The sequence below is a fragment of the Kitasatospora sp. NPDC087314 genome (assembly GCF_044744365.1).
Lineage (GTDB): Bacteria > Actinomycetota > Actinomycetes > Streptomycetales > Streptomycetaceae > Kitasatospora.
Genome location: NZ_JBIUYE010000023.1, coordinates 79,493 through 92,402 on the forward strand (window position 1 = coordinate 79,493; position 12,910 = coordinate 92,402).

General features: G+C 73.0%; 10 protein-coding genes. 3 read left to right on the plus strand and 7 right to left on the minus strand.

Going from position 1 to position 12,910, the window contains the following annotated elements:
• Nucleotides 1-5 precede the first annotated feature (5 nt).
• The 5 genes from ACIO5E_RS36920 to mmuM all read right to left on the minus strand — a co-directional run bounded on the left by ACIO5E_RS36920 (nucleotide 6) and on the right by mmuM (nucleotide 6,317).
• A complete protein-coding gene (locus tag ACIO5E_RS36920; protein WP_400676500.1) occupies nucleotides 6-1,601 on the minus strand; it encodes an FAD-dependent oxidoreductase in 1,596 nt (531 codons plus the stop codon).
• A gap of 150 nt (nucleotides 1,602-1,751) precedes the next feature.
• Nucleotides 1,752-3,272 carry a glycerol kinase GlpK gene (gene glpK, locus ACIO5E_RS36925; RefSeq protein WP_400676501.1) on the minus strand — a complete coding sequence of 507 codons (1,521 nt, stop codon included), beginning with the start codon at nucleotides 3,270-3,272 and terminating at the stop codon, nucleotides 1,752-1,754.
• A 92-nt stretch (nucleotides 3,273-3,364) separates the two neighbouring features.
• The gene (locus tag ACIO5E_RS36930) at nucleotides 3,365-4,102 is read right to left on the minus strand and encodes an MIP/aquaporin family protein (RefSeq protein ID WP_400676502.1); all 738 of its coding nucleotides are present in this window, start codon (nucleotides 4,100-4,102) and stop codon (nucleotides 3,365-3,367) included.
• A 278-nt stretch (nucleotides 4,103-4,380) separates the two neighbouring features.
• The gene (locus ACIO5E_RS36935; RefSeq protein ID WP_280686364.1) at nucleotides 4,381-5,145 is read right to left on the minus strand and encodes an IclR family transcriptional regulator; all 765 of its coding nucleotides are present in this window, start codon (nucleotides 5,143-5,145) and stop codon (nucleotides 4,381-4,383) included.
• A gap of 230 nt (nucleotides 5,146-5,375) precedes the next feature.
• Nucleotides 5,376-6,317: a homocysteine S-methyltransferase gene (gene mmuM / locus ACIO5E_RS36940; protein ID WP_400676504.1), complete on the minus strand. Its 942-nt coding sequence runs from the start codon at nucleotides 6,315-6,317 to the stop codon at nucleotides 5,376-5,378.
• A 161-nt stretch (nucleotides 6,318-6,478) separates the two neighbouring features.
• Here mmuM and ACIO5E_RS36945 point away from each other — a divergent pair, with 161 nt between their 5' ends.
• From ACIO5E_RS36945 to ACIO5E_RS36955, 3 genes are read left to right on the plus strand one after another with little or no spacing between them, the layout of a single operon-like run.
• Nucleotides 6,479-7,396, plus strand: coding sequence for an NUDIX domain-containing protein (locus ACIO5E_RS36945; RefSeq protein ID WP_400676506.1), 918 nt, complete (start codon nucleotides 6,479-6,481; stop codon nucleotides 7,394-7,396).
• Between the two features lie 33 nt (nucleotides 7,397-7,429).
• Nucleotides 7,430-7,978, plus strand: a complete 549-nt coding sequence (locus tag ACIO5E_RS36950; RefSeq protein ID WP_400676507.1) for an NUDIX domain-containing protein — start codon at nucleotides 7,430-7,432, stop codon at nucleotides 7,976-7,978.
• Nucleotides 7,979-8,024: 46 nt separating this feature from the next.
• Nucleotides 8,025-10,127 carry an acetoacetate--CoA ligase gene (locus ACIO5E_RS36955; protein ID WP_400676508.1) on the plus strand — a complete coding sequence of 701 codons (2,103 nt, stop codon included), beginning with the start codon at nucleotides 8,025-8,027 and terminating at the stop codon, nucleotides 10,125-10,127.
• A gap of 70 nt (nucleotides 10,128-10,197) precedes the next feature.
• Here the strand turns inward: ACIO5E_RS36955 and ptsP are convergent, their stop codons facing one another.
• Nucleotides 10,198-11,868, minus strand: a complete 1,671-nt coding sequence (gene ptsP / locus ACIO5E_RS36960; protein WP_400676509.1) for a phosphoenolpyruvate--protein phosphotransferase — start codon at nucleotides 11,866-11,868, stop codon at nucleotides 10,198-10,200.
• Nucleotides 11,869-11,967: 99 nt separating this feature from the next.
• On the minus strand, nucleotides 11,968-12,417 hold the full coding sequence (locus tag ACIO5E_RS36965) for a PTS glucose transporter subunit IIA (protein ID WP_400676510.1): 450 nt from the start codon (nucleotides 12,415-12,417) through the stop codon (nucleotides 11,968-11,970).
• Nucleotides 12,418-12,910: the final 493 nt, after the last annotated feature.

A 12,910-nucleotide genomic window follows, 5' to 3' on the forward strand; every position in this document is an offset into this window, starting at 1 on the left:
CGCGCCTACTTGGTCCCGCGCTTCGCGAGGAAGGCCTCGACCTCGTCCCGGATCTCCGGGGTGTCCAGCCCGCGCACCGTCATCGTGGTGCGGCGGCGCAGCACGTCGTCCGCCGTGTACGCCCACTCGCTGTCGGCCGCGTAGGCGACCTGGGCCCAGACGTCCGGGCCGTCCTCGTGGATCGGCCGGCCGAGCTCCGGGTTCTCGTCGATCATGCGGGCGATCTCGAAGGAGAGCGTGCCGTAGTGGCTGGCCAGGTGCTTGGCCACCAGCGGCTCCATCCGCGAGCCCGGCTCACGGTCGATCAGCAGCCGGTGCGCGACGGCGTTCGGCGCGCCGACGCCCGGCAGCGGCACGGTCGCGGCGATCGGGGACATGTCCTCGCCGAGGCTGGTGCCGGGTACGTGAGCCAGCTTCTCCAGCACGGTGCGGCCGATGTGGCGGTAGGTGGTCCACTTGCCGCCGGCGACCGACAGCATGCCGCCCTTGCCCTCGGTGACGACCGTCTCGCGCTTGGCGGCGGCGGTGTCGCCCGGGCCGCCGGGCAGCACCCGCAGGCCGGCGAAGGAGTAGGTGATCAGGTCGCGGTCGAGGTGCTCGTCGCGGATGGCGTGCGCGGCCTCGCCCATGATCTGGTCGATGTCCGCCTCGGTGGCCCGGACGTCCTTCGGGTCGCCGGTGTACTCCTCGTCGGTGGTGCCGAGCAGGACGTGGTCCTCCCACGGAATGGCGAAGGAGACGCGGTACTTGTCGATCGGGATGGTCAGCGCGGCGCGCCACGGCGAGCGGCGCTTGACGACGACGTGGGCACCCTTGGAGAGGCGGATCGACGGCGCGGCGCCGGCGTCCTCCATCCGGCGCAGGTGGTCCACCCACGGGCCGGTGGCGTTGAGCACCAGGCGGGCGTCGACGCCGAACTCGGTGCCGTCCAGGCGGTCGCGCACCTCGGCGCCGGTGACCCGGCCGCCGGTGAAGCGCAGGCCGGTGACCTCGGCGTGGTTGAGCACCACGGCGCCGGCGTCCACGGCGGCGCGCACGGTCATCACGGCCACGCGCGAGTCGTTCATCTGGTGGTCGCCGTAGACGGCCACCGAGCGCAGGCCCTCGGTGCGCAGCGCGGGCACCTGCTGGGCGGCGTGGGCGGCGGTGGAGACCCGGCCCATGCCGTCGCGGAACGCGGACAGCGCGGAGTAGAGGAAGACGCCGGCGCCGAGCTTGGGCGCGCTGTGCGGGCCGCCCTTGTAGACCGGGACGAAGAAGGTCAGCGGGTTGACCAGGTGCGGCGCGACGTCGGTGGCGAGCGCGCGGCGCTCCTTGTGGTTCTCCGCGACGAGCTTGACCGCGCCGGTCTGCAGGTAGCGCAGCCCGCCGTGGACGAGCTTGGAGGAGGCGCTGGAGGTGGCGCCGGCGAAGTCGCCGCCGTCGACCATGGCGACCTTGAGTCCGGCCTGGGAGGCGGTCCAGGCGACGGCCGTGCCGAGGATGCCGCCCCCGATCACCAGCAGGTCGTAGGTGGCCTTGCCGAGCAGTTCACGGGTCTCGGCGCGGGAGGCGGTGCGGCCTGCGGTGCGCTCGGCGCCCAGGGTCGGGATGGTTGCCATGGTGGTTGTGTACGGCGCGCGGGTCAGGCTGCGCCGTTACTCCTCTCGTGTGCGGTGCGGCCCCTACGGGAGAGGCCGGTCGGCCCGGTGCGGCGGGCCGGTGAAACGGAACCGGCCGGTCGGGGCTCGGGGCCCCGACCGGCGTGTCGGTCAGTCGGTCTCTTCTTCCTCCACCCAGTCCATGGTGCGCTCCACGGCCTTGAGCCACTTCTTGTACTCGCGCTCCCGGGTGGCCTCGTCCATGCGCGGGGTCCATTCGGCGGCGCGGTGCCAGTTGGCCCGCAGGGTGTCGAGGTCGTTCCAGAAGCCGACGGCGAGACCCGCCGCGTAGGCGGCGCCGAGGGCGGTGGTCTCGGCCACGTACGGGCGCTCGACCGGGGCGTCCAGGACGTCGGCGATGTTCTGCATGAGCAGGTTGTTGCTGGTCATGCCGCCGTCGACCTTGAGGGCGGTGAGCTCGACGCCGGAGTCCTTCTGCATGGCGTCGACGACCTCGCGGGTCTGCCAGGCGGTGGCCTCCAGGACGGCCCGGGCCAGGTGGCCCTTGGTGACGTACCGGGTCAGGCCGGCGATCACGCCGCGGGCGTCGGAGCGCCAGTACGGGGCGAACAGGCCGGAGAAGGCCGGGACGAAGTAGGCGCCGCCGTTGTCCTCGACGGTGTTGGCGAGGGTCTCGATCTCGGCGGCGGTCGAGATGATGCCGAGCTGGTCGCGCAGCCACTGGACGAGCGAGCCGGTGACGGCGATCGAGCCTTCCAGGGCGTACACCGGGGCCTGGTCGCCGATCCGGTAGCCGACGGTGGTCAGCAGGCCGTGGTACGAGTTGACGATCTTCTCGCCGGTGTTGAGCAGCAGGAAGGTGCCGGTGCCGTAGGTGGACTTGGCCTCGCCCTCGTCGAAGCAGGTCTGGCCGAACAGCGCGGCCTGCTGGTCGCCGAGCGCGGAGGCGACCGGGACGCCGGCCAGGTCGCCGACGGCCTCGCCGTAGACCTCGGCGGAGGAGCGGATCTCCGGCAGGACGGCCATCGGCACGCCCATCGACTCGGCGATGTCCTCGTCCCAGGCCAGGGTCTTGAGGTTCATCAGCATGGTGCGGCTGGCGTTGGTGACGTCGGTGACGTGCTTGCCGCCGTTGACGCCACCGGTGAGGTTCCAGATCACCCAGGTGTCCATGGTGCCGAACAGGATGTCGCCGGCCTCGGCGCGCTCGCGCAGGCCCTCGACGTTGTCCAGCAGCCAGCGGATCTTCGGGCCGGCGAAGTAGCTGGCGAGCGGGAGGCCGGTCTCGCGGCGGAAGCGGTCCTGGCCGACGTTGCGGCCGAGCTCGCGGCAGAGCGCCTCGGTGCGGGTGTCCTGCCACACCAGCGCGTTGTGCACCGGCTCACCGGTGTTCTTGTCCCACAGGACGGTGGTCTCGCGCTGGTTGGTGATGCCGATCGCGCGGATGTCGTCCTTGGTCAGACCGGCCTTGTCCAGCGCGCCGCGGACGACCGACTGCACCCGGGTCCAGATCTCGGCGGCGTCGTGCTCGACGTAGCCGGGCTGGGGGAAGATCTGCCGGTGCTCCTGCTGGTCGACGGCGACGATCCGGCCGTCGGCGCCGAAGATGATGCAACGGCTGGAGGTGGTGCCCTGGTCGATCGCGGCGATGTAGTTGCCAGTGGAGGTCATGGGGAGGTCCTCGGCTCAGGATTCGGGGTTACGGGGTGGGTGGGCCTGACGCAGGGGTCAGTCCCCGTGCTCGGCGGGTTCGAACCCGGCCCTTAGAACATGGCGTTGTACAGACCGCCGGCCAGCGCGCCGCCGATCAGCGGGCCGACGACCGGCACCCAGGCGTACGACCAGTCGGAGCTGCCCTTGTTGGGGATGGGCAGCAGGGCGTGCGCGATGCGCGGGCCGAGGTCGCGGGCCGGGTTGATCGCGTAGCCGGTCGGACCGCCCAGCGAGAGGCCGATGCCGACCACCGTGAAGGCGACCATCAGGGTGCTGGTGCCGGACTGCGAGAGCCCGCTGTTCGTGCCGATGGTGAGGATCGCGAAGCAGAGCACGAAGGTCCCGATGACCTCGGTGAGGACGTTCTGGACCGGGTTCCGGATCTCGGGCCCGGTCGAGAAGATGCCGAGGGTGGGCTCCTGGTTGGCCTGGAACTGGCCGAGGTAGGTGGCCCAGACCAGCACGGCACCGATGATCGCGCCGAGCATCTGGGAGCCGAGGTAGAGCGGCACCTGGCTCCAGTCGCCGCTCTTGACGGCGAGCGCGATGGTGACGGCCGGGTTGAGGTGGGCACCGGACTTCGGGGCCGACATGTAGGCGGCGATCAGGACGGCGAAGCCCCAGCCGAAGGTGATCGCCAGCCAGCCGGCGTTGACGGCCTTCGACTTCTTGAGGGTCACGGCGGCACAGACGCCGCCACCGAGAAGTATCAGGGCGGCGGTGCCGAGGGTTTCGCCGACGAAGACGTCGCCGTTGGAGAACGCGGACACAAAGACTCCCTTGTCCATGAGGCCCGGAGGTTGCGGGTGGGGGCAGGCGGCCGGCCGATCGTCGTGCGGGGTGAGCGCATCGGGGGAGTGATCTTCCCGGCCATCGTTCGACAATGTCGACCGTCATGCGGAAGCTTCCTCCCCCGGTTGCCCCCACGTCAAGGCGGGGTTACGGAGCTGTGACCCTTCCCTCGAAGTTACCCAGCGGAGTTCGCCAAAACAGGGCAAAACGCCAAGGCGCGGACAGGCCACCGCCCGTCCGCGCCTCAGCGTGACGAAGTGTCGCCGTTACGGCGTCAGAACCTGCCGGCGCCCAGGTCGCGCGAGATCGCCCGCGCCGCGCTGCGCACCGAGGCCACCAGGGACGGCTTCACGAAGCCGTCCTCGCAGACCCGCTCCACCGGGCCGCTGATGCACACCGCGCCCACCGGGTTGCGCCGCCGGTCCTGGATCAGCGCGCCGATCGAGGCCACACCCTCCCAGGTCTCCTCGACCGAGTCCGTCCAGCCGCGCTCGCGGATCAGCGCGCACTCGGCGTCCACGTCGCCCGCCTCGGTCAGCGTCCGCAGCGTGTACGACTCGTACGGCCCGTCGCCCAGCTCCCCGCGCGCGACCGGGTCGTAGGCCACCAGCACCTTGCCCAGCGCGGTGCTGTGCAGCGGCTGCATCGAGCCGACCTCCAGCACCTGCCGGGTGTCGTCCGGCCGGAACACGTGGTGCACGATCAGCACGCCCTGCTGGTGCAGCACCCCCAGGTAGACGGTCTCACCGGCCGCCCGGGCCAGGTCGTCCGCCCAGACCAGCGCCCGCGCCCGCAGCTCGTGCACGTCCAGGTAGCTCTGCCCCAGCCGCAGCAGCTCGGCGCCCAGTTGGTACTTGCCGCTCTCCGGGTCCTGCTCGACGAACCCCTCCTGCTGCAGCGTGCGCAGGATGCCGTGCGCGGTGCCCTTGGCGAGGTCCAGCGCCGTCGCGACCTCGGACAGGCCCAGACGGCGCTCGCCGCCGGCCAGCAGGCGCAAGATGGCGGCGGCCCGGGACAGCGACTGGATCGGGCCGGGCATTGGTACCTCCGCGCTGACAGGCGGTCGACATTGTCGACCGCAGTGGTAACGGGACGAGTCTGCCAGGCCGCCGCCGGTCCGTGCACCTTCCCCCTCGGTAACCCGCGCTCGACCGCGCGTTCACCCAGGGCCCGTCCGGCCCCGGGCCGGCCGCCGACCCGCGACCCGTCCGCCCTCCGTGCGGTTCAGCCCGCCCGGCCGTCCGGCCCGCTGCTCGACGGCCCCGCCGCTCACCCCTCGACGCCGCTCAACCGGTCCCGCACCGCGACCTCCGCCGCCAGCGCCGCGATCCCGTCCGGCCCCACCCGGCAGCAGCCGCCCACCAGCCGCGCCCCGTCGGCCAGCCAGCCGCCCACCCGGGCCGAGCGGAACGTCGGCTCGCCGCGCCAGCCCCGCCCGGCGGCGTCCCACTCCTCCCCACTGTTCGGGTACACCACCACCGGCTTGCCGGTCACCTCGGCCGCCAGTGCCACCGCCCGGTCCGCGTCCTGCGGGGTGCAGCAGTTCACGCCCACCGCCAGCACCTCGTCCACCCCGGCCGCCAGCGCGAACGCCTCCGCGAGCGGCTGGCCCGCCCGGGTCCGGTCGCCCGCCACGCTGTACGACAGCCAGGCCGGCACGCCCAGTTCGCGCACCAGCTCCAGCAGCGCCCGCGCCTCGTCCACGTCCGGCACCGTCTCCAGCGCCAGCACGTCCGGCCCGGCCGCCGCCAGCACCTCCAGCCGGGGCCGGTGGAAGGCCACCAGCTCCGCGGTGCTCAGCCCGTACCGGCCCCGGTACTCCGAGCCGTCCGCCAGCACCGCCCCGTACGGGCCCACCGACGCCGCCACCCAGCGCCGCCGCCCGCCCGGCTCGGCCCGCGCCGCCTCCCGGGCCAGCTCCACACTGTGCGCGAGTAGCCGCGCGGCCTCGGCCCGGCCCGCCCCGCGCCGGGCGAAGCCCTCGAAACTCGCCTGGTAGCTCGCCGTGATGGCGACCTCCGCCCCGGCCGCGAAGTACGCCCGGTGCGCCGCCACCACCGCCTCCGGCGCGTCCGCCAGCAGCCGGGCCGACCACAGCTCGTCCGACAGGTCGTGCCCGGCCGCCGCCAGCTGGTTCGACATCCCGCCGTCCAGTACCAGGGGGCCGGCCGCCAGCGCCGCGGCGAAGTCCGGCGGGGGAGCAGTGGGCATGGGGCCTCCTCGGGCGGGGTCGTTCCTGGTCACAGCCTAGAAGCCGGGCGTCCCCGCCGAACCGGAAAACCATTTGCCGCCGGGGAACGCAGTCGCTACGTTGTGCTCAGCCAGAGAACGACAGCGCCCCGTACGGCGGCGAACGCGGAGAGGAGCCGGTGATGACAGCAGACGAGCCGTCCACCCCGCGCCCGGCCGCGCCCACGAGCGAGCAGGAGTGGCTCGCCGCCTACGACCCGCGGGCCTACGCCCCGATCGCCGTCACCGTCGACGTGGTCGCCCTGACCTTGCGCCACGGCGGCCTGCACGTCCTGCTCGTCGAGCGCGGAGCCCCGCCCTACCAGGGCTGCTGGGCCCTGCCCGGCGGCTTCCTGCGCGCCGGGCAGGAGGGCCTGGACGAGGCAGCCGCCCGCGAACTCGCCGAGGAGACCGGTCTGCTCGGCGGCTCCGAGGTCGAGGCCGCGCTCTGCCGCGTCCACCTCGAACAGCTCGGTACCTACGGCGCCCCGGATCGCGACCCGCGCATGCACGTCGTCTCCGTCGCCTACCTCGCCTTTGCCCCGGACCTGCCCGACCCGCAGGCCGGCACGGACGCCGCGGCCGCCGCCTGGCACCCCGTCGCCGACCTCGACCTGGGCCACCGGCCCCACGGTCGACCCCGAGCCGCCGGTGCGCCCGCCGACACCCACGGGGGTGGTGTCGGCGGGCCCACCGGCCAGTCCTCCCGCACGCTGGCCTTCGACCACGCGCGCATCCTCGCCGACGGCCTCGACCGCGTCCGGGCCAAACTCGAGTACAGCCCGCTCGCCACCGCCTTCCTGCCCCACGACTTCACCATCCCCGACCTGCGCGCCGTCTACGAGGCGGTCTGGGACGAGAAGCTCCACCCCGGCAACTTCCACCGCAAGGTCCTCTCCGTCCCCGGCTTCGTCGAGAGCACCGGTGCCACCACCGCCCGCGGCGGCGCCCGCGGCGGCCCCCGGGCCCGCACCTACCACGCCGGCGACGCCGGCCTCCTGCACCCCGCCCTGCTCCGCCCCACCCGGGAGAGCGAGATCCGCGGGGACGAGATCCACTGACGGCCCGCCGCGGGGCCGGGCTACCATCCGGCCATGACCACTGACGACATGACACGCACGGTCAGCCGGCCCTTCTCCCACTGCCACTTCTGCGGCACGCCCTTCCCGCCCGGCACCGACGGCTGGCCCCGCACCTGCCCCGGCTGCGCCGAGATCAGCTACCGCAACCCGCTGCCCGTGGTGGTCACCCTCCTCCCGGTCACCCGCCCCGACGCCGACCCCACCCTCGTCGTCATCCGCCGCACCATCGAGCCCGGCTACGGCGAACTCGCCCTCCCCGGCGGCTACGTGGACTACGGCGAGAGCTGGCAGCAGGCCTGCGTCCGCGAACTGCGCGAGGAGACCGGCATCCTGGCCGCCGCCACCGACATCACCCTGGTCTCCACCGCCTCCGACACCCACGGCGGCTTCCTCTGCCTGTTCGGCCTGCTCCCGGCCCGCCCGCTCGCCGAACTCCCGCCCTCGCGCCCCACCGACGAGACCGAGGGCTGGCAACTCACCACCCCCGACACCGAGCTCGCCTTCGCCTTCCACACCCGGGTCTTCCGGTCCTGGTTCAGCGGGGAGTTCACCGGTCGCTGACCAGCCCGGCACCCACCGGGCGGACCCTGGCGCAGCGGCCGCTCACATGGCATGGTCTGCACCGACAGCCCAACCGGACGGGCCTGCCACAAGCACTCCCGTCCCCACCACCGGCCGGGAGACCACCACCGTGAGCACCCCACTCCAGGACCAGCCGCTCTGGCGCCCCAACCCCGCTCGCGCCGCAGCCACCAGCCTGGTGGCCTTCCAGGCCTGGGCCGCCGAACACCACGGCGCCCCGGCCGCCCCGCTCGCCCCGGCCGACGACGACCAGCAGGCCGCCCAGCGCTACGCCGACCTGCACGCCTGGTCCACCGCCGACCTCGACCGCTTCTGGACCGCGATCACCCAGTGGTTCGACGTCCGCTTCACCCAGGCCCCCGAGGCCGTCCTCGCCGACCCCGCCATGCCCGGCGCCCGCTGGTTCCCCGGCGCCCGCCTCAACTACGCCGAACACGCCCTGCGCGCCGCCGACGACCCGACCAACGCCGACCGCCCGGCCATCCTGCACCTCGACGAGACCACCGAGCAGCCGGCCGTCCTCACCTGGTCCGAACTGCGCCGCCAGGTCGGCTCGTTGGCCGCCGCCCTGCGCGCCCGGGGCATCGGCCCCGGCGACCGCGTCAGCGCCTACCTGCCCAACATCCCGCAGGCCGCCGTCGCCCTCCTCGCCACCGCCGCCGTCGGCGCGATCTGGACCAGCTGCGCCCCCGACTTCGGCGCCCGCAGCGTCCTGGACCGCCTCCAGCAGATCGAACCCGCCGTCCTCTTCGCCGTCGACGGCTACCACTACGGCGGCAAGGACCACGACCGCACCGAGGTCGTCGCCGAACTGCGCCGCGAACTCCCCACCCTGCGCACCGTCGTGCACGTCCCGCTGCTCGGCGCCCCCGCCCCCGAGGGCGCCCTGCACTGGGACGACCTGGTCGCCGACGACGTCGAACCCGTCTACGAGGCCGTCCCCTTCGACCACCCGCTCTGGGTGCTCTACTCCTCCGGCACCACCGGCCTGCCCAAGGCCATCGTCCAGAGCCAGGGCGGCATCCTGCTCGAACACCTCAAGCAGGCCGGCCTCCACCTCGACCTCGGCCCCCGGGACCGCTTCCTCTGGTACACCTCCACCGGCTGGATGATGTGGAACTTCCTGCTGGCCGGCCTCCTGGTCGGGGCCACGATCGTCACCTACGACGGCAGCCCCGGCCACCCTGACACCGGCGCCCTCTGGTCGGTCGCCGCCCGCACCCGCGCCACCGTCCTCGGTACCTCCGCCGCCTACGTGATCGCCAGCCGCAAGGCCGACCTCCACCCCGGGCGCGACCTCGACCTCTCCGCGGTCCGCTGCATCGGCACCACCGGCTCCCCGCTCCCGCCCGACGGCTTCCGCTGGATCTACGACGAGGTCAAGGAGGACGTCTGGCTCGCCTCCGTCAGCGGCGGCACCGACGTCTGCTCCTGCTTCGTCGGCGGTGTCCCCACCCTGCCCGTCCACCTCGGCGAGATCCAGGCCCCCTGCCTCGGCGCCGCCGTCGAGTCCTGGGACGTCCAGGGCCGCCCGCTCACCGACGCCGTCGGCGAACTCGTCGTCACCAAGCCCATCCCGTCCATGCCCACCGGGTTCTGGAACGACCCCGAGGGCACCCGGTACCACGACAGCTACTTCGACATGTACCCCGGCGTCTGGCGCCACGGCGACTGGATCACCGTCACCTCCCGCGGCACCGTCGTCATCCACGGCCGCTCCGACTCCACGCTCAACCGCCAGGGCGTCCGGATGGGCTCCTCGGACATCTACGAGGTGGTCGAACGCCTCCCCGAGATCGCCGAGTCCCTGGTCATCGGCCTGGAGGAGCCCGACGGCGGGTACTGGATGCCGCTGTTCGTCGTCCTCGCCCCCGGCGCCGAACTCGACGAGGGGCTCATCGGCCGCATCCGCACCTCGCTGCGCAGCGAGCTCTCCCCGCGCCACGTCCCCGACGAGGTCGTCGCCGTGCGCGGCCTCCCGCACACCCTCACCGGCAAGCGCATCGAGGTCCCGGTCAAGCGCATCCTCTCCGGCACCCCGCTGGAGCAGGCCGTCAACCCGGGCTCCGTCGACGACATCGACCACCTGCGCTTCTTCGAGCAGCTCCGCCGCGACCGGCAGGCCTGACGCCAGCCCGGAACGCCGAAGGGGCGCCCCCACCTCGACGGTGGGAGCGCCCCTCTTCCTGCGGCTACGGCTACTCGCCCGACAGCACCTGCTGCGCCGCGGCCCGCGCCTCCTCGGCGCTGTCCGTCGCCCGGGCCGCCTGGGCGGCCCGGCGGCACTGCGCCAGCGTGTACTTGGCCAGCGTCGAGCGCACGTAGGGGATCGAGGCCGAGCCCATGGAGAGGCTGGTGACGCCCAGACCGGTCAGCACCACGGCCAGCAGCGGGTCGGCGGCAGCCTCGCCGCAGACGCCGCAGCTCTTGCCGGTCGCCTGCGCCGCCTCGGCGGCCGCGGCGATCAGGTCCAGCAGCGCCGGCTGCCACGGGTCCTGCAGGCGGGCCAGCGCGCCCACCTGACGGTCGGCGGCGAAGGTGTACTGCGCGAGGTCGTTGGTCCCCAGCGACAGGAACTCGACCTCCTGCAGGATCGCCCGCGCCCGCAGCGCGGCCGACGGGATCTCCACCATCGCGCCGAACTTGGCCTCCAGCCCGGCCTCGCGACACGCCTGGGCGAAGTCCTTGGCGTCCTTGCGGTCGGCCACCATCGGGGCCATCACCTCAAGGTGCACCGGCAGGCCCTCGGCCGCCTTGGCCAGCGCCCGCAGCTGCGTCTGCAGGACCTCGGGGTGCTCCAGCAGGGTGCGCAGACCGCGCACGCCCAGCGCCGGGTTCGGCTCGTCGGCCGGGGTCAGGAAGTCCAGCGGCTTGTCCGCGCCCGCGTCGAGGGCGCGGACCACGACCCGGCCCTCCGGGAACGCCTCCAGCACCTTGCGATACGCCTCGACCTGCTTCTCCTCGCTGGGAGCCTTCGCCGAGTCGTCCAGGAACAGGAACTCGGTCCGGAACAGGCCGACGCCCTCGGCGCCGTTCTCCAGCGCGGCCGGCACGTCCGCCGGGCCGCCGACGTTGGCCAGCAGCGGCACGCGGTGCCCGTCCGAGGTCTGCCCCGGGCCGGAGGACGCGGCCAGCGCGGCCTTGCGCTCGGCGGCGACCGCCCACAGTTCGTCCTGCTTCTCCTGCGACGGGTTCAGCAGCACGTCACCGGAGCTGCCGTCCACCGCGACGACGGTGCCCTCAGCGACGTCCGTCGCTGCGGGCAGCGCGACCACGGCCGGCACGCCCATCGCCCGGGCCAGGATGGCGCTGTGGCTGGTCGGCCCGCCTTCCTCGGTCACGAAGCCGAGCACCAGCGTCGGGTCGAGCAGCGCGGTGTCGGCCGGCGCCAGGTCCCGTGCGAACAGCACGTACGGCTCGTCGCTGTCCGGCACGCCCGGCATCGGCACGCCCAGCAGCCGGGCCACGATGCGGTTGCGGACGTCGTCCAGGTCGGCGACCCGCCCGGCCAGGTAGTCGCCGGCGGAGGCGAGCAGCGCGCGGTAGGCCGCGAAGGCGTCGTACACGCCGCGCTCGGCGCTGCTGCCGACGGTGATCCGGCGGGACACGTCGGCCATCAGCTCCGGGTCCTGCGCCATCAGCGCCTGGGCCTCCAGGACGGCCTGCGCCTCACCGCCGGCCAGGTTGCCGCGGGCGATCAGGTCGGCGGCGACCGCCTCGACCGCCGCCTGGGCGCGGGCCTGCTCACGCGGAGCGTCCTCGGTCGGGATCTGGGTGGCCGGGGGCTCCAGCACCGCCGTCCCCATGTGCCGAACCTGGCCGATCGCGACCCCGTGGCTGACACCTACGCCGCGCAGCGTCTTCTCCATGTCACCTGTCTCCGCTGAGAGGAGCGGCCCCGCCGGGAACCGCTGTGTGCCGGGCCGCCCCGACAACTCCTGCGGGGCGGGTGTGTGGAAAGAAAGAGGTCAGCTCCAGCTGAACAGGGGATCTCCGGAGACGGCCTCGCCGTCCTCCCGCAGATCACCAAGCGAGTCGGCGTTCGCCTCCAGCGCCACGATCGGGGAGATCGGCGACTTGCCCGCGGCCTCGACGGCGGACGGGTCCCACTTGATGACGGCCTGGCCGCGGGTCACCGTGTCACCCTTGTTGACGAGCAGCTCGAAGCCCTCGCCGTTCAGCTGCACGGTGTCAATCCCCAGGTGGGTCAGGACACCGTGGCCCTCGGCATCCACCACGACGAACGCGTGCGGGTGCATGGAGACGACGACGCCGTCCACCGGAGCGACCGCCTCGGTCGGCCGACGCACGGGGTCGATCGCGGTGCCGGGGCCGACCATCGCGCCGGAGAAGACCGGGTCGGGCACGCCGGCGAGCCCGACGACCTTGCCGGTCAGCGGCGACGTCACAGTGGTCATGGTTGTGCCTCCCAGGTGCGTAGTACAGGACGAGTGGCCGCGAGCAGCGGCAGGACATCGGGCGAAGCCTAAATCATGTCAACTTTGGACATCTGCTGACATTACCGGGCGAAGCCCCACGCCCTGCCCGGCTCGACGGCCGGCGACTCACCGACCGCTAGTGGTCTAGTCCTCTTGGTCGATGCGCCGCACTCTACAGGCATCTTGGCGAATCGGGACCATTGCTGTATATGCTCGCGAGAGCAACAAATCATGCCGCCTACCGGGTGACACCGGCCGCGCCTCGATTCGCGCTCCGGCGGACGACCCGCTATGGTTGGCCGAGTCGCCGCAACTTGGCGGTTAACACCAGATTTCAGACGCGAAAAGCTCCGGTAAACGGGGCGGAAAACGTCTGGTAAGCTGGAAACACGAAAGAACGAAGCGCCCGGAGGGCCCGCTGGAAGGCGGTCCGAAGGAAGCGTCCGTTCCTTGAGAACTCAACAGCGTGCCA

Bases quoted from the DNA above. Each gene is read 5' to 3' on its own strand.
- ACIO5E_RS36920 (WP_400676500.1), bottom strand. From the start codon at position 1,601: ATGGCAACCATCCCGACCCTGGGCGCCGAGCGCACCGCAGGCCGCACC.
- glpK (WP_400676501.1), bottom strand. From the start codon at position 3,272: ATGACCTCCACTGGCAACTACATCGCCGCGATCGACCAGGGCACCACC.
- ACIO5E_RS36930 (WP_400676502.1), bottom strand. From the start codon at position 4,102: ATGGACAAGGGAGTCTTTGTGTCCGCGTTCTCCAACGGCGACGTCTTC.
- ACIO5E_RS36935 (WP_280686364.1), bottom strand. From the start codon at position 5,145: ATGCCCGGCCCGATCCAGTCGCTGTCCCGGGCCGCCGCCATCTTGCGC.
- mmuM (WP_400676504.1), bottom strand. From the start codon at position 6,317: ATGCCCACTGCTCCCCCGCCGGACTTCGCCGCGGCGCTGGCGGCCGGC.
- ACIO5E_RS36945 (WP_400676506.1), top strand. From the start codon at position 6,479: ATGACAGCAGACGAGCCGTCCACCCCGCGCCCGGCCGCGCCCACGAGC.
- ACIO5E_RS36950 (WP_400676507.1), top strand. From the start codon at position 7,430: ATGACCACTGACGACATGACACGCACGGTCAGCCGGCCCTTCTCCCAC.
- ACIO5E_RS36955 (WP_400676508.1), top strand. From the start codon at position 8,025: ATGGCATGGTCTGCACCGACAGCCCAACCGGACGGGCCTGCCACAAGC.
- ptsP (WP_400676509.1), bottom strand. From the start codon at position 11,868: ATGGAGAAGACGCTGCGCGGCGTAGGTGTCAGCCACGGGGTCGCGATC.
- ACIO5E_RS36965 (WP_400676510.1), bottom strand. From the start codon at position 12,417: ATGACCACTGTGACGTCGCCGCTGACCGGCAAGGTCGTCGGGCTCGCC.